Origin of the sequence: Salinivibrio sp. AR640 (assembly GCF_001995405.1) — a bacterium.
Taxonomy (GTDB): Bacteria; Pseudomonadota; Gammaproteobacteria; order Enterobacterales; family Vibrionaceae; genus Salinivibrio; species Salinivibrio costicola.
The window spans coordinates 20083-41996 of record NZ_MUFD01000020.1; the positions used below are offsets into that span (position 1 = coordinate 20083).

Annotated in this window: 19 protein-coding genes; 9 read left to right on the forward strand and 10 right to left on the reverse strand. The window is 49.2% G+C overall.

What is annotated here, in order from left to right:
- Positions 1 to 4: 4 nt before the first annotated feature.
- A complete protein-coding gene (locus BZG75_RS10770) occupies positions 5 to 1357 on the reverse strand; it encodes a TldD/PmbA family protein (RefSeq protein ID WP_077576953.1) in 1353 nt (450 codons plus the stop codon).
- Positions 1354 to 2742: a TldD/PmbA family protein gene (locus BZG75_RS10775; RefSeq protein WP_077576954.1), complete on the reverse strand. Its 1389-nt coding sequence runs from the start codon at positions 2740 to 2742 to the stop codon at positions 1354 to 1356. The genes BZG75_RS10770 and BZG75_RS10775 overlap by 4 nt, the downstream gene beginning before the upstream one ends.
- Positions 2743 to 2956: 214 nt before the next feature.
- On the opposite strand from BZG75_RS10775, the gene BZG75_RS10780 reads away from it, so the two are divergent.
- Complete coding sequence (locus BZG75_RS10780; RefSeq protein ID WP_077576977.1) at positions 2957 to 3934, forward strand: CobW family GTP-binding protein; 978 nt, start codon at positions 2957 to 2959, stop codon at positions 3932 to 3934.
- An 80-nt stretch (positions 3935 to 4014) separates the two neighbouring features.
- Here the strand turns inward: BZG75_RS10780 and BZG75_RS10785 are convergent, their stop codons facing one another.
- A complete protein-coding gene (locus BZG75_RS10785) occupies positions 4015 to 5163 on the reverse strand; it encodes a fatty acid desaturase (protein ID WP_077576955.1) in 1149 nt (382 codons plus the stop codon).
- 287 nt (positions 5164 to 5450) lie between these two features.
- Here BZG75_RS10785 and BZG75_RS10790 point away from each other — a divergent pair, with 287 nt between their 5' ends.
- The 3 genes from BZG75_RS10790 to BZG75_RS10800 all read left to right on the forward strand — a co-directional run bounded on the left by BZG75_RS10790 (position 5451) and on the right by BZG75_RS10800 (position 8612).
- Positions 5451 to 7037, forward strand: a complete 1587-nt coding sequence (locus BZG75_RS10790; RefSeq protein ID WP_077576956.1) for a hypothetical protein — start codon at positions 5451 to 5453, stop codon at positions 7035 to 7037.
- Positions 7038 to 7156: 119 nt separating this feature from the next.
- Complete coding sequence (locus tag BZG75_RS10795) at positions 7157 to 8158, forward strand: response regulator (protein WP_077576957.1); 1002 nt, start codon at positions 7157 to 7159, stop codon at positions 8156 to 8158.
- A gap of 4 nt (positions 8159 to 8162) precedes the next feature.
- Entirely contained in the window at positions 8163 to 8612 is a 450-nt protein-coding gene (locus BZG75_RS10800; RefSeq protein ID WP_021023812.1) for a PAS domain-containing protein, read from the forward strand.
- 98 nt (positions 8613 to 8710) lie between these two features.
- Here BZG75_RS10800 and BZG75_RS10805 read toward each other — a convergent pair whose 3' ends face one another.
- Both BZG75_RS10805 and BZG75_RS10810 read right to left on the reverse strand, forming a co-directional pair.
- On the reverse strand, positions 8711 to 10234 hold the full coding sequence (locus BZG75_RS10805) for a sensor domain-containing diguanylate cyclase (protein WP_077576958.1): 1524 nt from the start codon (positions 10232 to 10234) through the stop codon (positions 8711 to 8713).
- A gap of 158 nt (positions 10235 to 10392) precedes the next feature.
- The gene (locus BZG75_RS10810; protein WP_077576959.1) at positions 10393 to 11193 is read right to left on the reverse strand and encodes a M48 family metallopeptidase; all 801 of its coding nucleotides are present in this window, start codon (positions 11191 to 11193) and stop codon (positions 10393 to 10395) included.
- A gap of 193 nt (positions 11194 to 11386) precedes the next feature.
- Here BZG75_RS10810 and BZG75_RS10815 point away from each other — a divergent pair, with 193 nt between their 5' ends.
- The gene (locus tag BZG75_RS10815; RefSeq protein WP_077576979.1) at positions 11387 to 11818 is read left to right on the forward strand and encodes a hotdog fold thioesterase; all 432 of its coding nucleotides are present in this window, start codon (positions 11387 to 11389) and stop codon (positions 11816 to 11818) included.
- A 63-nt stretch (positions 11819 to 11881) separates the two neighbouring features.
- Here the strand turns inward: BZG75_RS10815 and BZG75_RS10820 are convergent, their stop codons facing one another.
- The 4 genes from BZG75_RS10820 to BZG75_RS10830 all read right to left on the reverse strand — a co-directional run bounded on the left by BZG75_RS10820 (position 11882) and on the right by BZG75_RS10830 (position 14409).
- Positions 11882 to 12676 (reverse strand): DUF2797 domain-containing protein, encoded by a 795-nt coding sequence (locus BZG75_RS10820; protein ID WP_077576981.1) that lies wholly within the window; start codon positions 12674 to 12676, stop codon positions 11882 to 11884.
- A gap of 132 nt (positions 12677 to 12808) precedes the next feature.
- Positions 12809 to 13126, reverse strand: coding sequence for a hypothetical protein (locus BZG75_RS10825; protein ID WP_077460778.1), 318 nt, complete (start codon positions 13124 to 13126; stop codon positions 12809 to 12811).
- 95 nt (positions 13127 to 13221) lie between these two features.
- Positions 13222 to 13365: a hypothetical protein gene (locus BZG75_RS15330; protein WP_158009982.1), complete on the reverse strand. Its 144-nt coding sequence runs from the start codon at positions 13363 to 13365 to the stop codon at positions 13222 to 13224.
- 120 nt (positions 13366 to 13485) lie between these two features.
- Positions 13486 to 14409: an endonuclease/exonuclease/phosphatase family protein gene (locus BZG75_RS10830; RefSeq protein WP_158009983.1), complete on the reverse strand. Its 924-nt coding sequence runs from the start codon at positions 14407 to 14409 to the stop codon at positions 13486 to 13488.
- 284 nt (positions 14410 to 14693) lie between these two features.
- Here BZG75_RS10830 and nrdD point away from each other — a divergent pair, with 284 nt between their 5' ends.
- The 4 genes from nrdD (at position 14694) to BZG75_RS10850 (ending at position 20762) form a co-directional block, all read left to right on the forward strand.
- Positions 14694 to 16835 (forward strand): anaerobic ribonucleoside-triphosphate reductase, encoded by a 2142-nt coding sequence (gene nrdD / locus BZG75_RS10835; protein ID WP_077576961.1) that lies wholly within the window; start codon positions 14694 to 14696, stop codon positions 16833 to 16835.
- Positions 16836 to 16845: 10 nt separating this feature from the next.
- Complete coding sequence (nrdG, locus tag BZG75_RS10840; RefSeq protein WP_021023863.1) at positions 16846 to 17343, forward strand: anaerobic ribonucleoside-triphosphate reductase-activating protein; 498 nt, start codon at positions 16846 to 16848, stop codon at positions 17341 to 17343.
- Positions 17344 to 17417: 74 nt separating this feature from the next.
- The gene (locus BZG75_RS10845; RefSeq protein ID WP_077460774.1) at positions 17418 to 18602 is read left to right on the forward strand and encodes an amino acid aminotransferase; all 1185 of its coding nucleotides are present in this window, start codon (positions 17418 to 17420) and stop codon (positions 18600 to 18602) included.
- Positions 18603 to 18770: 168 nt separating this feature from the next.
- The gene (locus BZG75_RS10850) at positions 18771 to 20762 is read left to right on the forward strand and encodes a methyl-accepting chemotaxis protein (protein WP_077576962.1); all 1992 of its coding nucleotides are present in this window, start codon (positions 18771 to 18773) and stop codon (positions 20760 to 20762) included.
- A gap of 67 nt (positions 20763 to 20829) precedes the next feature.
- On the opposite strand, the gene ylqF is transcribed toward BZG75_RS10850, so the two are convergent.
- A complete protein-coding gene (gene ylqF / locus BZG75_RS10855; RefSeq protein ID WP_025744796.1) occupies positions 20830 to 21774 on the reverse strand; it encodes a ribosome biogenesis GTPase YlqF in 945 nt (314 codons plus the stop codon).
- Between the last annotated feature and the right edge of the window lie 140 nt (positions 21775 to 21914).

Sequence of the window (21914 nt, forward strand, 5' to 3'; positions counted from 1 at the left end):
CTATCTATTCGCCAGCTATCGACAAACGGGCAAACCGTATCCGAGGGGCGAAGAAGGCGCCATCGTAATTAGGCGTGACTGTGTTGCCAATCGCATCAATCTCATTGAGCATGGTATAGAAATTACCTGCCACTGTGATGCCACGCACGGGGCGAACACGTTTACCGTCACGGCACAAGAAGCCACTGGCTCCAAACGAGAAGTCGCCACTGATAGCATTCGCGCCAGAATGCACCCCTTGCAGCGAAACCAGTTCGAGATACTCGCCTCCATGCACTTCGGCACCACTTTGTTTGCCGGCGGCAATGAGGTCGTGACGTGAAGTGACATCTAAGCCGCCTTTCGGGCTGCGGCCGGCGTTGGCAGTGTGACGCACGCCAAAATGATGGGCCGTAGCGCTATTATGTAACAACCCAACCAATATGCCATTTTCAATTAGCGGCGTGTCGGTTGTAGCAAAGCCCTCGCTGTCAAAGGCTTTGCTGCGCATCCCGCCATCGATACGTGCGATATCGGTAATGGTCAGGGCTGGATCGGCAATCGGTTTTCCGATTTTTTCGCGCCATGGATTGGTACCCCGTTTGGCCGCATCCCCGGAAAAACAACTGCCAAATGCGCCCAGCAATTCGCTTAAACAATTATGTTCAAACACTACCGCATATTGACCGGTTTTGACTGGCCCACCCTCTAACAATGCATCAGCCGTGTCATAGGCCAAGCGGGTTGCATATGCTTGGTCGAGATCGGCAAAGCGGCGTGACACTGACGCCCCCAAATGCATCGATTGCTTGCCGTCGTGATTGAGCAGTGCTGCCGTGTAGCAGCTAAAACTCCGTTCGCGATGATAGCAGCGTGTGCCCAGGGTATTAGCCAGCAGCTGATACTGGGTTTGCTCACCGTAGCCATTGTAGGGCGCCCCCGTTGCCCGTGGTTGATTGACCACGTCTTGCTCCATCGCGAGTGCCAATGCAATCTTATCTTCAATCGGCGTATTATCCGCTTGAAACAAAGTGGGATCTTGGCTATCGATCTGCTGCCCTTCGGCGCGAATTTTCTGGTCAGGGTCGGCTTTGGTAAAGCTCGCATTCGTTAGCGCGGCATTGACCATGCTGGCAAGGCTGTCGCTATCTAGCGATTCGGAATAACTGGTGGCAACTTGGTCACCTTTGATAACACGTACGCCAATCACTTGGCCCGCGGTGACTTTGTACTCGGACAGATCGCCTTGATCCGCCTTCAATGACAAGCTTTCACTGGCGTTGGCAATGACGTCTGCTTGCGCACCTTGCTGTTTCACCAAGCTGAGGACCTGATCGACGGCATCGCTTAGGGTTGCTTTCACGTTTTGCTCACTCATGCGTTACCGCCTCCTACTAGGATGTTGTCGACTTTAAGTGCGGGCTGACCCACAGTCGTCGGTACGGCACCACTCACAGAGCCACACATACCCGCGGCGAGGGCGAGATCCTTACCAACCATGCTGATTTCTTTAAGCACCTTAGGCCCCGTACTGATTAACGTTGCGGACTTGAGTGGTGCGGTGATTTGGCCATCTTCTACCAAATAGGCTTCTTGCACCGCGAAGTTAAACTCGCCGGTGCCGGGCTGTACTGAACCACCACCCATTTTTTTAGCATAAATGCCGCGCTCCATGGAGCCAATCATCTTCTCAAGATCATCATTACCCGGCTCGATAAAGGTGTTCCGCATCCGCGAGGTCGGCGCGAACTTGTAAGACTCACGACGGCCTGAGCCGGTGCGTGCATAACCGGTTTTCAGGCTGCCCATATGATCGACCATAAACGAGGTGAGCTTACCGTCTTTGATAAGCTGGGTATGCTGAGTCTCCATACCTTCATCATCGATGTTAATTGAGCCCCATGCGTTGGCTAAGGTGCCATCATCGACGGCGCTAACCACTGGGCTAGCAATCATCTCACCCATTTGATCATGAAACACCGAGGCTTGTTTGGCTACCGAGGTGGTTTCTAGTAAATGGCCACAGGCTTCGTGGAAAATGACCCCACCGAATCCATTTCCAATGACCACGGGCATTTCACCAGAAGGACAGGTTTGGGCGCCGAGTTTGGTTAATGCTTGACGTGCAACGCGTTCGCCCATCGCCACGGGATCAATATCGTGATGAAATTCCCAGCCAGTGAGTGCGCCAGGGGCATCAAAGCCGGTCGATTGCTCTTTTCCATCGGTGGCAACCGCGGTTGTAGCAATCCGAGTGTAATGACGTGTATCGCTAACGTGCAACCCGCGAGAGTTAAAGATCTCAATCTGTTGTTCACGTTGGCCGACGCGACCAATAATTTGTGTGATTTTTTCACTTTCGGCGCGTATACGTTGGTCTACGTGGCGTAAAAAATCGACTTTATCTGCCACATGCTGGTCACGAGATAGAGGTTCAGACACAGGATGTTTGTCATTTAAATGCGATAAATTAAGGGGGCCAGCAGCGGCAATTTGGTCACGCTTATCACGCGCGCAAAGTAAACTGGTCACTTTTTTAAGCTGTTCTTCATCGCGACTATTGGTATAGCCATAAAGGACCTTATGACCGAAAAACAAACGGATACCAATTCCAAAATCAATCCCTGAACTGACTTTATCCACCTCACCAGACAATAACTCGACGTTGCCCGAGTGGTGGTGCTCGACAAAGAGCTCGGCGAAATCTGCGCCCATAAACATGGCGTGATCAATCACCGATTTTGCCGTTGATGGATTCAGCATACTTCCTCCTAAGAAGTGTGTTAGCGAATCTTTTATTCTACCAAGCTTTTATCAGCAATGATCACCACGTTCAGTGAGTGCATGATATTTCATCACTTTCTGTGTAATTGATTGGATGGGAAATGGGGCTTTTCAGTGCATGATTACCAATGGGCGACGACTTTTTCGCGATCCGTTACACTACGTCGATGCAGATAACGAGCAGGATAAAGCAATGAGTCACGTAGCAGCCAACATCATCACTGGCTTTCTTGGAGTGGGCAAAACGACTGCCATTCGTCATTTGCTGGCGAATAAACCTGAGCAAGAGCGCTGGGCGATATTGGTCAATGAGTTTGGTGAAGTGGGTGTCGATGGTGCGATCCTCTCTGAGCAAGGTGCGCTGGTGAAGGAGGTGCCGGGGGGATGCATGTGCTGTGTCGCTGGGTTGCCTATGACGGTAGGCTTGAATACGCTATTAGCGCAAAAGCCGGATCGAATTTTAATTGAGCCGACAGGGCTCGGTCATCCTAAGGATATTATCGGTAAGCTTACCCAGCCGCCTTTCGATACCCATTTGTCGCTACACGCGACGATGACCTTGGTGGACCCGCGTTGCATTGACGATGTGCGTTATCGTGAAAATCAGAATTTTCACGATCAAATCGCGTTAGCGGATGTGGTGGTCGCCAACAAGCTCGATCAGTGTACTGAAGGGCAAATCGCAACGTTTTATGATTATGTCGCGGCGTTTGATGGCAAGAAAAGCTTGGTGACTGGCGTTGAACACGGCGCGCTCGAGACGGCATGGCTTTCGCTACCTCGGCAAGATCGCAAAGCGCATTATCACCATCATCACAGCAATGCTGAGCCGATGACCACGCTTGCGTTGGGTCCAGATGACATTTTTACCCGCAAAGAAAATCAGGGGCAGGGCTATGTCAGTTGTGGTTGGTTATTTGCCGCGCACTGTTGTTTTCCCTTTGATGCCTTGTATGGGTTATTTAGCAATCTCAATGCTCAGCGAATCAAGGCGGTGGTGAACACCGAAGAGGGATTTTTTGCGTTTAACGTTGCCAATCAGGTTGTCACCGTCACACCCATGTCGATTGAAACGGCAGAGTCACGGATTGAGGTGATTGATATCCAACCCTTACCGTGGGATGAGTTAGAAACCATCTTGCTTTCGTTTCTCGAGCCGCCGGCCGAATAAATCACGCCGTTATAGAAAATGACAATAAAACCGGTCAGTATCACTGACCGGTTTTTATCGACGTTGACGATGGCGTTGGGTTAGCTGGCGTATTTCGCTGTGAGTACTTGCCAGCTGCGTTTTTGTTGATGAAAACGCAGTTTCAAATCTTGATATTGCTGACTTAACTCGGCCTTTTCTACTTTTTCGCGGAATTTATCGCGTTCAAGTGCCAGTAATTGTTTTTTGAGCGTGTAGTAATCAGCCATCTTCGCCACCAAGGTATCGTATTCTTGTTGTAGAATTTGTAAGCGATGCGCGGCGTTGGGCTTATTGCTTAGCTTTTGCGTTGCACGCTGAAGCTGCATTGTCGCCCGTGCTTTTTCTATCTTTTCTTCCGGCGTAACACGCAGCTTTTCAGCCAACCCAAGCCAAGAGGCCGTTTTAATTAACCACTTCGTTGGATCAAATTGCCACCAGCGAATGCCGTTGCGGTAATCATTCTCAAAGATGTGATGGAAATTATGGTACCCCTCACCAAAGGTCATAAAGGCTAAAACACCATTATCGCGGGCTGTATTCTTCTCGGTGTACGGTTGACTTCCCCATACGTGGGCCAAAGAGTTAATGAAAAACGTTGTATGGTGGCTGAGCACTAATCGTGTGAAGCCCACCAGTAAAATGGCCCCCCACACATCGCCGTGAATCACGCCAAACGCGATAGGAAAACCAAAGTTGGTTGCCAGTGTCAGGGCCAAGTAGTGCTTGTGCTGCCACATCACGATCTTGTCTTTTTGCAAGTCACGACAATTGCTGTAATCACCATAACGGTCGGGATGATATTCACGTAACATCCAGCCTAGGTGCGAGAACCAAAAGCCGCGTTTCGCCGAGTAAGGGTCGACATCGTTGTCATCTACGTGACGATGGTGAATACGGTGATCGGATGACCAATGAAGGGCACTGTTTTGGAGTGCAAACGCGCCCCCAATAGCAAAAATAAACCGCAGGACCGGATGGGCTTGATAAGTTTTGTGGGCCCATAAGCGGTGATAGCCTGCCGTTATCGACAGCCCACAAAAACTAAAGGCGACAATCAGTGCGGTGATCTGCATCCAATCGAAACCATGGTGCCAAGCCCAAAGCGGGGTGCCAATGACTGCGATGAAAAACGTGAGCGTAAATACGCTGATATTTAGCCAAATCAAACGTGGTTTTTGTGGCGGTGAGGTTGTCGTTTTGGTTTCCATAACTCTTATCTTTATTTAAGCGTACACTTGTACGCTAGAATAGATGGGGGTCATCAATTGGTCAAGGCCTCGTCATCTCCTTTGTGCGCAAAATTGTTTCTGGGTTTGTCATCGAAAGATTAATGATTGAAATGGCTATACTTAGGTAAACATGGGAAAGCGTTGGGAGGATGCCATAGCCTATTCGCTCGTTGGCGTTGTTGGTTTGACGCCTTTTTGATTTTTATAGTTTTGAGGATGTGTGCCGATATGTATACGTGTTCCTTATTCACGAAAGGTTAGGAAGTATGATGTCCTATCCGGCCATACCGCACTTTGTGAAGGCGATGGGCCACCGTGTGGTGAGTTACATCTTGAATGTCACAGAGGCCGAAGGCCGCTTAATTTTAATGCAGAAACTCGGACTAAGCCGGATCCAGCGAGACACGCTGAACCAGTATATCGAGCTGTGCCGTCAGCTACGGGTATCCGCGGTTGACCAGGGAGAGAGTGAACAATCTTTTTTTTATCGCCTCCCCCATGTGATGCAAAATGGTCGTCATGTCTTTAATGTGTGGCGGGCACAACAAGGGGGAGAGCTCGCCACGCGGATCACCACCGCCGACCCCTTGACCAGTGCATTTTGCCAACTGGCCGGTGAGTTGTATCCCTTGTTTCTGATTAAGGCGGGACAACGCCCGCACCTTTTTTATCGGGGAGCAGGTTACCTGACCGCAGCTATTGAGCAATTCCCTATTAGTAAGTTGGTGCAAAAGCGGATGGCGGCCGATCCTGCCTTATCAAGATTATTCACCACCACTGGCAAAGAGCCACAACAAACGTGTGGTGACTATAAAGATGCCACCGGACATCGCGGCATGGTGAGTTTAGCCAGTCTCCCTGTCTCCATTTTGGTCAATAGTTATGACTTAATGCGGATACGTGGCGTGGTCAGTGCTGACCGTTTCGTGACTACCGTCCAAGAGATGTTAGACATGGCACGCAGCCTTGCCGATGGTGAGGTCGCGCATATTCCCATGTTTGTAGGATTTCGTAATGCGGCGCTCACGAATTTGGCCGAACTCGATACCAAATGGGGCAGTGTACGGCGCTACACCCCGGGTATTGCTGAATATGTCTTACAAGCCGCGGGGCTAATGGCGAAGCGCCGGAATAATGGCTTTATGTTAGAGTCTGGCTACGCATTTGCGATCAACTTTGGCGACTTTCTTGAAGACGATGATTGGCCCGAGGAGGTTCTGGATGCCGAGGGCGAGCAGCAAACTACCGAGCTGAATATCATTTTATGCATGGCGCTTTGTTATCTTGGCCAACATAAGGCATTTGTCGCGCCAGAGTGGGTGTGGCGTATTGATCCCTTTTCATTGGACAACCGACGACAAGATTTTAGCACCGTAGCGGAAACCAGCGATCCTGTGGCAATTGGTGATGAAGACTTAGTGGATATTGAGCGTTGGAGCATGCTGGTGGATGATACCGATTCCAGCGGGATTCGATTGGCCATGTCTCGCCTCTATGCTGCAGCAAAAAAACCGGTCACACAAGATGCCTTGATGGATGTGATTATTGCGTTACGCAATATATTTGCTGCCAGTGAAGACATTGTCCCGATAAAAGCGGCGCTGACGCATATTGTCGAGCAAGAGACGGATCTTGCTATGATTGATCAGCTTGCCGAGGATTGGCGTGCCTTGTTAACTGGGGAGTTTGATGACGATCCTGAGACCATCCGTGAAAAAGTCTATCAATGCGTCCAGCTGTGTTTAACCTGTTTACGTCATTTCTACGTGCATGCCCCGATGCTGATGACTCGCCCCGACCGGCTGAGCTATCTGTGCGAACACGATGTCACGCAATCAAAGGTGAATCCTTAGCGATCTCAAAGAATCTCAGTGATTTTTACGGGTTCGACCTCATACCTGGCGAACTTGGTTTATGCTTACAGTGATCACGCTGCCATACTCTCAGCTAAGAAGTCGAAAAGGAGAGGCTTTTGACCAAACAAATATTGATCACCGATGATTCTGCCCTGGCGCGCAAACAGCTATCTCGAACCTTGCCTCAAGACCTCGATGCTGACGTGCACTTTGCTGAAAACGGTAAAGTGGCACTCGACGTGCTCAACAGTCAGCCGATCGACATCATGTTTCTAGACTTGACCATGCCAGAATTAGACGGTTATCAAACGTTAGAGGCTATGCAAAAAGCGGGCATGACCACTCCGGTTGTGGTGGTGTCGGGTGATATTCAGCCATTAGCACAGCAGCAAGTGTTGGAGCGAGGCGCGAAAGACTTTGTTAAAAAGCCGATTAGTCGCGAGCGGGTCGATGCGTTAATCAAAGCCTATTTGCCTAATACATCCACCTTAGATACTCAGCGTGCGCAAACGTCGCACGAAAAACTGAGCCGTCGTGATATTTATATGGAAGTCGTGAACATTGCCATGGGCCAGGCGGCGGATAAACTCGCCCGGCACTGCGGTGTGTTTGTTCATATGCCTTTGCCGCAAGTAAATGTGTTTGAGGTGACTGAATTAACCATGACGATTCGCCATCTGGCCCAGTCCAACACCATGAATGGAGTGTGCCAAGGCTTTAGTGGTGAAGGGATCGCTGGTGAAGCGCTGATGTTGATCAGTGACTCGAGTATTACGGAAATGATCCAACTGCTCGACTACCCAGACGACGGATCGGTGGATAATGAATTAGAGCTCCTTGTGGATGTGAGCAACATTTTAATCAGCGCTTTTCTCCGCGGACTGGGCGATCAGGCGGCGTTAGAGTTTTCGCAAAGCTATCCGGCCTTACTTGGACAACATGCTGACGTTGACCAATTAATCTCGGCGATGAAGGGATCATGGAAGCGAACAGTGACCATTGAGGTCAGTTATCAGATTGATGGTACTGAGATAAAATGCGATCTTTTATTGCTGTTGTTGGATGAATCACTGCCGCTACTGGATGCCAAGTTAGCGTACCTGATGGATGAGGAGTAATGGAATGAGCACACAAGATTTTGATCAATTCCATTGGATGCTAGATATGGTGCAGCATATCGATATGGGATTAATCGTACTCGATCGCGATTTTCACATCCAAATGTGGAACGGATTTATGATCCACCATAGCGGCAAACATGCGAAAGATGTACAAGGTCGTTCGCTGTTCGACGTGTTTCCCGAGATCAATGCGTCCTGGTTTCGCGCCAAGTCTCAGCCGGTTTTCGAATTACGGTGTCGCAGTTTCATTGTTTGGCAACAGCGACCTTATTTGTTTCGCTGCCGTCATGTGCGCCCGATTACCGGACAGTTACCGTTTATGTACCAAAATATCACCATGCATCCGATGGCCAATACGCGTGGTGAAGTGAATCATATGTTTATTTCGATTCAAGATGTGACCAATGAGGCATTAGCAAGTCAAAGCCCTAAAGCTATAGCGTCATCATAGAGTAAGTACTGCGCGTCATCATAGCGAAATTACTGGTTGCGACTCGATTTTTTAGATAAGGCTTATTTTTGTTTTTGAGGTGGAGCGAGCTTTTAAGGTCAAATCGTGTCTCGTTTGGGATCACAGTACGCAAAAATGCCGCCGTTTAATGTCCTTTTTGCATAATACATGGCGGCGTCCGAGCAACTTAATAACGACTCAAACGATTCACCATGTTCAGGGTAACAGGCAATACCTATGCTCGCTGAGAGTGTGACTTCTTGATTGTTATTGACATGAAAGGGCTGGCTTAAACTGGCAATGATCTTTTCAGCCACGCGCCCCGCGTCATCTGGATGGCTGGTGTATTCGAGCAATACGGCAAATTCATCGCCACCAAGGCGAGCAAGCGTATCAGAATTGCGAATACTACTACTCATGCGTTTTGTGGTTTCCACGAGTACGCTGTCACCTGCGTCATGGCCGTAGGTATCGTTAATTGCTTTAAAGCCGTCTAAATCAATAAAAAGTAAAGAAAAGTGCGCACCTTGCTGCCGAGCTTGGACCAGTGCTTGGTCGGCGCGTTGTTTGAATGCCATTCGATTGAGGGCACCTGTTAAGGTATCTGTATGGGCCATGTGTTCAAACTGCAGGTACAAACGCTTGGTTTCGTTAATATCCTGGTGTGTACCAACCATCCGGACTGGATTATGGCTCCGATCCCACTCCATCACCTTGCCTTTCGATAATATCCAGACCCAGAAACCCTCTTTATGCAGCATTCTGAACTCACATTCATAGTTTGGCGTTAAGTCACCAAAGGCTGAATGTATTTTCTCTTGAGCATGGACATAGTCTTCGCTGTGACAGAGTGACTTCCATGTTTCTATCGTGATCGGAGAAAGCGCTTTTTGGCTGTATCCGATGATTTCGGCCCAGCGATCATTCACTACCAGCTGACCACTCGGGACGTGCCACTCCCACGTGCCTACATGTGTACCACGGATAATTTCATCGAGACGACCACGTTCAAGTTGTAACTCATATTCGGTGCGGCGTTTTTTGCGTAACACCAGCCACATTGTGGTCAACACCACACCGAGAAAGATAATAACCAGTGAAGTCGCAATCAGTTGGTGGTCTGTGCGTTTTTCAAGCTGTTGAGTTTGTTCATCAACCATGTGCTCTAGACGATTTTGGTAATGCCACAAGGATTCTTGTGTGGCGCGAAATTCACTGATGTCGGTGACGATAGAAAAAAGCACTGGACTGCCGCGGTAAGAAACCTGAACCGATGAGACTTTAACGGTACGGGTTGAGCCATCGGCCAACTGGTGACGGAACACAAAATAACGACGTTTTTCTAATGCTGCCAGCTTTCGTTCTTCTGCAACCGATTGAGGGGATAAATCGTTAATCTCTGAGATGTTCATTTGCGCCAGCGTATCACGCGAATATCCATAAAATTCGCTGGCAGCTGTGTTAGCAGCGAGGATATCGCCTTTATCAGGGTCGATTAGCATCATGACCAGTGCATGTTTTTCAAACATCTGATCAAATAAATCTGCATGGGGTTGTGACGTTGCTAACGTAAACGGCGCCCATAGTATGCAAATCAATAAGATGAAAGACTGCTTAATCACACAGAATCACTACCCACTAAAACCTAGACTAAGCGTAACACAGAGGTTAATGATTTGTGTGACAAGGGTAGGGGTTACTGTGCTTCATCGCTTATCAATCACGATAGGTAGTGCCTTTGTGAGTGAATTCACTTTGTTAATACAATGTTTGCATATGATTAGTTTGTACGCGGGCGTTGGCACTGGGCTGTCATACGGTGAGGGACGTTAGGCAAGCGAGACACACCTGACTCGAGTGCTTTTATGCGAGTGTTGGGAGACGGATGCGTCGAGAGCAGTTCGGGTGGCGCGCCATCAGACGCTTTGGCCATATTGCGCCATAGGTCGACACTGGCACTCGGATTGAAACCGGCTTGATGCATCAGCTGTAGGCCAATTTTATCCGATTCTGATTCTTGCGCGCGGTTATAGGGCAGCAAAATACCGACTTGCACGCCAAGTCCTAAACCGGCCATTGCCATGGCGGCATGAGGGCTATCTGATAGAGACATACCGGTAATCGTTAGCCCTAGTGCGGCAAGTTGAGAGCGAGAAAGACGTTCATTACTATGATCGGCTAATACATGACCAATTTCATGACCAATAACCGCTGCTAATTGATCGGGCGTCTCTGCGACATTGAGTAGGCCGGTATAGACGCCTACTTTTCCGCCTGGTAAAGCAAACGCATTCACTTGCTCACTGTCGAACACCACCACTTCCCATTCGGAAAAATTTGATTGAGGCGGAACCACTTTTAAAATCGCTTGAGTCACGCACTGTACGTACGTATTCACGGCTTTGTCCTGACTGATTGGCTGGGATTGCTTCATTTCCTCAAATGAACGCTGGCCTAGGTCAGCCATTTGATTGCCAGAAAAGAGCAAAAGCTGATTCCGGCCTGTGGGTGAATTTGAGCAGGCTGTAAGTGTGAGAATGAAGCAGATAGACAGAATGACTGTGTGGGCCGTGCGTCGCATGATTGTTTCCTGTATCGTTTTGCCTAACATGGGCGTGACCGAAGCATGCCGTGAACGGCGCTCAGTTAGTACAGGTAATGTACTGTCTTATCGCCCCGGCGTCTACGGTGCTGCTTTCTTCGTGTTGCGCTAGTCGACGTTGATCATCAGGGCAACCGTTAGCGGTTATTGAATGAATAATAGGTGAGACATGGTGAGCATTTGGAAAAAAGACATGTCGCTCGCGGGGCTAAATGCCTCATCGGCGAATACCTTGGTTGAGCATTTAGGGATTATTTATACGGCGTTTGATGACAACAGCTTAACAGGCACCATGCCGGTTGCCGCGCATACGCATCAACCGCTGGGCATGTTGCACGGCGGTGCGTCGGTGGTGTTGGCTGAAACTTTGGGATCACTCGCCGCTAATATGTGTGTGCCTGAAGGGAAATACTGCGTCGGCCTCGATATTAACGCCAATCATTTACGCGCGATGCGACACGGCACAGTGACCGGGGTCGCACGCCCGATTCATCTTGGGGCAACCACGCAAGTTTGGAGTATTACCCTCCAAGATGAACGCGGCCGCGATATATGCGTGAGCCGTCTTACGATGGCGGTGCTGACTGATAAAGCACACCGATAAAAGCAGACACCGTGCAAGTCTGTGAGTAGCCTTGCACGGTTTTAGGGGAACCCCAAGTGTCAGTTACTCGTGCGAAGCCGTGACTTCATAGCTGGTAAATTTACGCACATTGATCACGCCAGTATCGAAAATCAAATATTGGCCCTTTATTCCTTTCAATATACCGCTTACGTGCGGATTTTTATCAAAGTTGTGGGAGCTTATCTTGGCTGGATGCTCAGTGACAGGGTAACTAAATGTCAGTGCGTCTTGCTCAGCTGGCACAATGGCGTCTTGACCAAATTGTAAACGGATATCAGCAAGATCGGATGCAATGGCCTGGGTGAGGCGTTCCGCTTCTGTTGGTAAATCAAGTACGTCGTTGTCTCCCTTGAGAATCGCACGCCAGTTAGTCTTGTCGGCAACGTGTTTAGCGATTGCCACCTCGACCAGGCCAGATACATGGCGGGTTTTCACACGGAAGATTGGCAGGGCCTGCGTTGCGCCTTGATCATGCCAGCGGGTTGGCATTTGGTTCGCGCGTGTGATCCCGACTTTTAGCCCAGACGTGTTGGCGAGATACACGATGTGGTCGGTCATGCAAAACTGCTCGCCCCATTCAGGCTCCCGGCATGTCCCTTGTGCATAATGACAGGTTTCGGGCTTCATAATACACATGTCACAGCGCGCTAGCTTCTTCATGCAGGGGTAACAGTGACCTTGTGAATAGCTTTTTTTGGTTTTTCGACCACACGCATCACAAAAGATATTGCCAGTGTGTGTCAGGGTGAGCGTGTGGCCCAGTAGCGGGTTCAGGTGTAGTTCTTGCTCACCGACACGGAGAAAATACTGCACGGATGCGCCTGCTTCGGTGCGCATTTTATTTAAGGTTCCAATCACAACATTGCTCTTATCGTTATAAAGTGCAGAAGTGTAACAAAGGAAAGCCTAAAGCGTTAGGTAGGTCGACGCTGGGACGCACTCGTACCTACCTCTCTTATCATTTCATGCTTATCCGAGCCGATTCTCAAAGCGTTTTTGATTGTCAGTAGTGAACTCACGGTAGAGGGTCACCGACACGATCAATACCTCTTTGTGGGTATCTTCACTGACTTGGTTAATCACAAAGTAGTCAGCTTCTTCTTCTTTGACTCCACGCTCAACAAGACGAAGTACATCGTCTTGAATATTGCCCTCGATCTCGACATTCGCTGTTTTTTCGAAGTCACCAAAATCAAGGGTTGATTTGGCTATCAGTTCGGGGGCCGCAAGGGCTTGAAAAGACAGAAAAGAGGCGCATAACAGCACCGCAGAGAGAGCTTTTTTCATAATATATCGACACGTCGGTGGATTTGCTGACAACGTAACAAGGGTAGGATGACGCGTTGTCAGCGTGAAGTTAAATTAACGCTGAGGCAATCAGATTAGCGTGTGGCGTCTTCAATATCATCACTAAAGACATCATTGTGGCCCGCTATGTTGGGGCGATGATGCGCCGATGTATCATCAAGATAATCGGCTAGCAGGTCATCATCTGTTGGGATAACCTGATGCTGTAAACTGTTCATTTTTTCTCCTTGAGTGATCGTTAACCCATCACATATAGCAAGGCTAACGGCTCACTGTGTCAATACCATGACATTCCTAGCGGCATTAAGACCTTCTCAACCTTTTACGATTGGGTCAATCTATTTCGACGCCGACTCAATGTCGAAGCGCGCAACAATCGGGCAATGATCGCTGAGTCGATATGTCATTACTTTGTGATAGTCGAACTGATACTGAAAACTGTACTGCCATTGATTGGCAAGAGGCTCAGAGACCAAAACATGATCCACTAAGCGGCTGTACATCACCTGGTTCCAAGTTTGAGTGCGCCAATTGTAACGCCGTGCTTTACAGCGTGCTCGCACGTTTTTGGTGACGTTGACGATGTTGGGGGGATTGGCATCGATTTCAAGGCGATGAGCGTTAAATGTATGCCAAAATGGATCATTATTTTCCCCGATGTAGCGATTAAAGTCGCCGGCAATGATAACGTTTTTATCATCACGATCCGCGAGCCATTCCGCGAGCGCTCTAAATTGTTGACTCAGTTTTTTACAGCTGCTTGTGCCTTGGCGTTGGTGAAAACATCCCGACTTGAGATGAACGGATAACACGTGAATAGGTGCATGGCCAGGAGGCGTGATCACCACATAGGCGCCATAACGCAAAGAAGGGGGTCCAAACAGTCCGGGTAAGGCAATCTCACGAAAATCCTTCCGATCGTCCACCTGCCAACCTTTGCGCACGGCGATGCCAGTCAGCTGCTGACTGTGAGAAGAGGATTTGAGTGCGGCGTAACGGTCGGAAAAGTAATAGTTATATTTTTCTTTTGGTACCACACGGGCCAGCGCCTCAGGGCTATCGACCTCCTGAAATGCCAACACGTCTGGAGAGATCTGCGCTAATATAGCCGCGAGTTGTAGGTAATCCTCTTCATGGCGAATACCAGCCCGTTGATCGGTCTTTAAGGTTAGCCATTCAAAATTCCATGTTGCTACCGTGAGTGCATAGCTTGGGGCAACATATAGCCCTAGCAGCACCCACAGTCCGACGCGTCGAAGCACGATTGCCCCTTACCTTAATCATTTGCTTTTCACCGTGATCCTACTGCAAATATTCAACGTGTAGGTGAGTTCGCGATCAAATTGCGGACAAGGTTTGATTTTCGCTAACAATTGCAACAATACAGATCAGCAAATTGGAGAACAGATAGGCGTTTAAACGGCCGACTTTGGTTATTCGAAAGTTCGATGATCTGAGTCAACACAATCGATCCCGCATTTGCTATCTAATGCCACATCTTGTGTTTATGATGTTTTTATAATCCTATATATGGTGTGGAGGGCATATGCCAGCGGTAATTAAGCGCGACGGAACACGCGTCCCATTTGATGCAGATCGTATCGTTCAGGCGGTGACGTGTGCGCGAGAATCAGCGCAGTCGCTGCGTGACGTTGAATCATGCCCATTGACTGATGAGGCGATTCGTCGTTTAGCGGATACCATTGCGACGCAATTTGCTGGCGATGCCGAAGTAGACATCGATCACATCCAATATGCGGTAGAAGATGTGCTTATGGCTGGCCCGCATAAAGCGGTCGCGCGCGCGTACATTGAATACCGCCACGATAGAGACATTGCACGAGAGCGCCGAGGTCGACTGAATCATGAGGTACAAGGGTTGGTCGGTCAAACGAACACCGAGTTGCTGCATGAAAACGCCAACAAAGACAGCAAAGTTATTCCGACGCAACGCGATCTACTTGCGGGCATCGTGGCTAAGCATTACGCCAAACAGCACATGCTGCCGAGCGCCGTTGTCCGCGCCCATGAATCCGGCGAAATTCATTACCACGATTTAGACTATGCGCCTTTCTTCCCCATGTTTAATTGCATGTTGATTGACTTAGCCGGCATGTTGCAAAAAGGCTTTAAAATGGGGAACGCAGAAATTGCCCCGCCTAAGTCGATTTCGACCGCCACAGCGGTGACGGCACAAATTATCGCGCAAGTGGCGAGTCATATATACGGTGGCACCACCATCAATCGTATTGATGAGGTGTTAGCGCCTTACGTTGAAGCAAGCTACCAAAAACATTTACTTGTGGCGCGAGAGTGGGCCATTGTTGAGCCCGAGGCATATGCGCGAGCAAGAACCGATAAAGAGTGCTTTGATGCGTTTCAATCGTTGGAGTATGAGGTAAACACCTTACATACGGCCAATGGGCAAACCCCGTTTGTTACGTTTGGGTTAGGGCTCGGTGAATCATGGTCTGCACGTGCGGTACAACGTGCTATTTTAGCCAACCGTATTGCCGGTTTGGGCGAAAATCGCAAAACCGCTGTGTTCCCTAAATTGGTATTTTGCATTCGCGAGGGCTTAAACCGACAGCCTGACGATCCGAACTATGACATCAAGCAACTTGCGCTTGAATGCGCCTCAAAACGAATGTATCCCGATATTCTCAATTATGACCAAGTTGTATCGGTCACCGGTTCGTTTAAAACCCCGATGGGCTGCCGAAGCTTCTTAAGTGACTATGAAGAAAACGGCGAATTGATCCATGAAGGGCGGAATAACTTAGGCGTGGTCAGTGTCAATTTACCCAGATTGGCGATTGAAGCAGAAGGGGATGAAGACGCCTTTTATGCGCGCCTCGATGCGACGTTAAATATTGCTCGCCAGGCACTCGATACTCGAATTGCGCGTTTTAAAGGGGTAAAAGCCCGCGTGGCGCCCATTTTATATATGGAAGGTGCATGTGGGATCCGTCTTAATTCAGATGATGAAGTCAGTGAGATTTTCAAACATGGCCGAGCATCGATTTCGCTAGGGTATATTGGCCTACACGAAACGATTAATGCCCTTTATGGCAGCACGCCGCATCTTTACGACAGCGTGGTTAAGCAAAAGAAAGCGAAAGCGATTGTCGCCTACTTGCATGATGCGACCGAACGCTGGAAAGAAGAAACAGGCTATGGCTTTAGTTTGTATAGCACCCCGAGTGAGAACCTCTGTAGTCGTTTTTGCCAGCTTGATACGCAAGCCTTTGGTGTGCTTGAAGGGGTGACGGATAAGGGCTATTACACCAACAGCTTCCACCTCGACGTGGAAAAACAAGTCACACCTTACGATAAAATCGATTTCGAAATGGACTATCCACGCTTAGCCAATGGTGGCTTTATTTGCTATGGCGAGTATCCCAACATCCAGCATAATTTAGAAGCGTTGGAGAACGTCTGGGATTATAGCTACGATCGCGTGCCGTACTATGGCACCAATACGCCGATCGATGAATGCTATGAATGTGGGTTTACCGGCGAATTTGATTGCACCAGCAAAGGCTTTACCTGTCCGGCATGTGGTAATCACGACCCAGCGCGCGTGTCGGTGACTCGTCGCGTCTGTGGCTATTTGGGTAGCCCGGATACACGTCCATTTAACCCAGGTAAGCAGCAAGAAGTGATCCGCCGCGTTAAACATATGTAGGGAGTATATCGTGCATTATCACCAATATATCCCGGTCGATATTGTCAATGGGCCTGGCACGCGCTGTACTTTGTTTGTCTCAGGTTGTGAGCATCAATGTCGAGGCTGTTATAACAAAGCCACATGGCCGCTGAAAAGTGGCCACCTTTTCACTGATGTGATTAAAGATCAGATCATTCGTGATCTTCTCGATACACGGATCCCGCGGCGCGGTTTATCGTTAAGTGGTGGCGATCCTTTGCATCCTGCTAACCTCGACAGTGTAAAAGAATTGTTACAAGAAGTAGTGTTAAGTGCCCCGGATAAAGACATTTGGTTGTGGACAGGCTACACGCTGGAACAATTATCCTCTGAGCAGCAAGAGGTGGTGGCGTTGATTGATGTGTTGATCGACGGCAAATTTATCCAAGCAGAGGCTGATCCAAACCTCGTATGGCGGGGGAGTGCCAACCAATGCGTACACTTTCTGTCCGAGCGTGCGCAACATCGACAAGAGAATCGCGGGTAAGAGGTTGCCAATTTTCCCGCATGGGGTAGGGTATAGCGTATCTTGAGCATCCAGGCTTAAAAGGACGTATTACTATGTTAGATCTGCTCTCGCCTGCCCAGCAGGATCCCATTCTCTCTTTGTCACTGGCTTATCGTGACGATCCGCGTGAGCATAAAATGGACTTAGGCATTGGCGTTTACCGTGATAGTCATGGTCAAACGCCAATTATGCAAGCCGTTAAAGCGGCACAACAATCCCTAGCGCAAACTCAGCAAACGAAAGCCTATGTTGGCCTGGCCGGCAATGAAAACTTCAACCAAGCTATGGTCGATCTCTTACTCAAAGGGACGGACGCATATGACCGTTGTGCCGCCGTGCAAACACCAGGTGCAAGTGGGGCACTGCGTATGCTGGCCGATCTGATGAATCTCGCGAAGCCGGTGACTACCGTATGGTTGACAGACCCCAGCTATGTGAATCACAAGCCGGTGATGGAAGCGGCAGGCCTGACGGTGAAATTCTATCCGTATTTTAATCGTGAGACCAAAATGGTGGACGCCGATGCCATGCTGAATGCGTTATCACAGGCGGGCGCCGACGATGTGGTACTGTTACACGGTTGTTGTCATAACCCCACAGGTGCTGATATAAGCCTGAAGGAATGGGAAGCGATCACAGAGCTTGCAAATCGCAACGGATTTACCCCCTTTGTCGATATTGCCTATCAAGGCTTTGGTGATGGGGTAGAAGAAGATGCTCGGGGTTTGCGTCTTTTAGCCGATAATGTTGAAGAGTTATTAATTGCGACATCTTGCTCCAAGAGTTTTGGTTTGTATCGAGAACGTACAGGCGCGGCGATTGTGGTGGGTAAATCTGCCCAAGAAGCGCAGAATGCGAAAGGGCGCATCATGCAACTGGCGCGCAGCACCTATACCATGCCACCGGATCACGGTGCCGCAATTGTCGAAACCATTTTGACGGATGATGCGCTTACGCAGCAATGGCGCAATGAAATTAAAGCCATGAACACCCGCATTAATGCCTTACGAGAAGGCCTGACGTCAGCCCTTCGCGATCGCACCGGTGACGGTTATTTTGATTTTATCCAACACCATCGTGGTATGTTTTCCGTACTTGGTTTGACTGGTGAGCAGATCCATCAGTTGCGAGACAAACACGGCGTCTATGCGGTAGGAGATAGCCGGATCAACATTGCTGGCCTGGCAGAGCGACACATCGATAGGTTGGCCGATGCGCTGGTGGATGTGACGTCATAAACAGTGATAATCACATAAAGGCATTAGCATACGCCCGTCGTACTTCGGTACGACGGGTTTTTTATAACTGCGTACACATAATGTGATGTCCCCCCACGCTTTTTTACAACACAAGAGTTCGGTGTCTTATACTCATGTATCTAAGTTGTAAATAAATAGGGAATGTTCATGCAACCGACTCGATCACCGTTTGCCACCATACAAGGTCGATACAGTATCGGATTGATCGTCTTTTTACTGATCGCGACGATCCTGACTGTTTTTAGCATACAGACATGGATTGCACCGACGCTAAAAAAAGAGGGAGAAGAAAGACTTAAGCTTAACCTGAATGAAGTGGGTCGCGATATTACCTTCGCCCTTCGTGAGGTAAAAGCGCAGCAGCGCGCCATTACGCAACTTATCCCAACCTTAACCAGCGCCCAAATCGATACCCAACTACCGCACCTTATTGATCAGTACGGCAACCCTCTGGTATTTGGAGGCGGTATATGGCCACTACCTAATAAACGCCTCGCGGGCGTTGATCGCGCCTCTACCTTTTATCACCGTGATGACAGCGGACAATTAGTTGAGAATACTTACTGGAATAGCGACGAGGCCCCAAATTATTACACCCAACCTTGGCATCGCGCGGGTCAAAATGCGCCTCGGGGAGCATGCGTTTGGGCCAATGCTTATAAAGATGGTGCCAGCGCTCAGCCTCGTACCAATTGTGCCATGGGGATTTATCAGCAAGGCAATTTATATGGTGTAGCAACCATTGATGTCACGCTTGGCTTTTTTAATCAATTGGTCGCGGAAAAGCAAAAAGCCTTAGATGCCAACATTGCCATTGTGGAATCCGATGGCAAGATCCTCAGTCAGAGCCGTGGTGGTTTCACGCGTGACGATGTACTTAAATCGGTCTCACGTTTCAACACGCCTTTCGCCAAGGCTATTGATACGGCTCTAAATCAACAGACGCAGCGTTTGATCTTTGAAGGTAAAGATCAGGAGCAAACTTTATTGCTGTCGCCAGTCTCTGGTACGCCATGGACGCTGGTCGTTGCCAAGCCAACCTCGGCACTCACGGCGCTGAGCGATAAAATTATCACCACCCTTGCTTGGATCCAGTTACCTCTGATCGGCTTATTGCTCGTGGTCATGCTCATTGCGTTTAAGCGACTTCATGGCCGATTTGCGACATTTAAGCAAAATGTGGATAGTTTATCCTCAGGCGATGCGGATCTCACATTACGGTTGCCGACAAAAGGTAATGATGAGCTGGATAGCATCTCTCATTCAGTGAATGATTTTATCGCGTACTTGCAAGATTTAGTACAGAAAGTGATGAGCGCAAATCAAACCTGTTCGAACTATGTTGAGCAAATCAGTCATGATGCTAGCCAAACCTTATCGACATTAGATGCCCATGTAAGAGAAACAGAAGGCGTTGCTACCGCGATTAATCAGCTAAGTGCCTCTGCTTCTGATGTCGCGGAAAACGTTAATCAAAGCCATGATGTCACGCGTCAGATGCAATCAGAAGCCCAGCAAGCGCGTGAAGAGACGCAGGCATCGACACGCAGTGTCTTAGCCCTCGTCGATAACGTGGAAACCAGTGAGCAAAAAGTCGCGCAAATGCGAGAGCATACTAAAGCAATTGAATCCATTCTCGGCGTGATTGGTGATATTGCAGAACAGACTAACTTACTGGCCTTGAATGCGGCGATTGAAGCGGCTCGGGCGGGCGACCAGGGACGCGGTTTTGCGGTTGTCGCTGATGAAGTGAGAAACCTCGCCTCGCGGACGCAACAGAGCACCGGTGAAGTCGATAAGATGTTGGCACAGGTCAGTGACGCTGTGACACAGGCCAGTCAATCCATGCAGGAGACGAGAGAGCAGTGTGTCTCATCTTCAGAGAGTAGCCAACAGGTTGAGCAGCGGATTGAAACCATGACCCAATCAGTGACGCAGGTTGACGAGCTAAGCACGCAAATCGCCACGGCTGCCACCGAGCAAAGCCAGGTCACTGAAGATATCAGTCAAACCATGACGTCTATCCGTGATATCGTCGCCAAGCTGCATCAACATGGGCAAACTACCGAGCAGCGAGCACATGATTTACAAGCGGCAAATACGGCGTTGCAACAATTAGTGGGGCAATTTAAAGTCTAGCTGCATCCTTGCCAAAGGGGTCGAATGCCCCTTTGGCATGTGACTTGTTGTGATGTCATGAATTGTATTAACGTTTGTTTTTGAGGTAACGCTTACGGCGGGCCTCTTTTTTAGCGGCTTTTTCTTCCTCTCGACGGGCGTTGTCTTCTTCAACCTGCACCAGTTCGGTTTCAATCATGTCCGGTTTCTCTAACGTGAGGCCACCTAGCGCACCGGCGCGTAAATCATGCAACAGCACTTCTGAGGCTTTGTGCAAGTCAACCCGCCCTCCCGCGCGCAGACAACCGCGCTTGGCACCAATCGCTTCCATCAACTCAATGTCTGTGTCGGGTAATACATCAAGCTGATAGCGTTCTTGTAGCCGCTCGGGGTAGGCACTCGCCAAGTACTCCACGGTATAAAAAGCCACTTCGTCGTAGTCCATTGCTGTATCTTTCACAGCGCCGGTTGCTGCGAGACGAAAACCGCTATGTGGGTTCTCAACCTTTGGCCATAAAATTCCCGGTGTATCAGAGAGCACTACGCCGTTTTGCAAGTTAATCCGTTGCTGCTGGCGCGTCACGGCGGGCTGGTTGCCTGTTTTTGCAATCACTCGACCAGCAAGGCTGTTAATGATGGTGGACTTGCCTACGTTAGGGATCCCCATGATCATTGAGCGAATATTTTTACCCATGGCTTCGCGATGAGGGGCCAGTGCGCGGCACCGCTCCATGATTCGATTGACTTCACTTTGCTGCTGCGTGGTGATCGCCATTGCAGAAACGCCTTGCTCTTGCTCCAAGTGGGCCATCCAAATATCTGTCATGGCCGGATCGGCAAGATCGCGTTTGTTCAGTACTTTGATCACTGGCTTGTCGCCACGCAGTGTGCGGATCAGAGGGTTTTCGCTACTAAAGGGGATGCGTGCGTCGAGCACTTCGATGATCACATCGATCTTAGGGACGACTTCTTCGATTTCCTTTCGAGCCTTGTGCATATGGCCCGGAAACCACTGGATCTTGTTGTTAACCATGTTTGTACAACCTTGCTGATGCGAATGCGCCAACGTCATACAAGTCAGTGGCGCGACAATGGCGCGCATCATACCACTTAACGGTATCGATGAGAAAAGCTGAGGTGTTCTGGATTATCGATGACAACGCGCGGTATCGA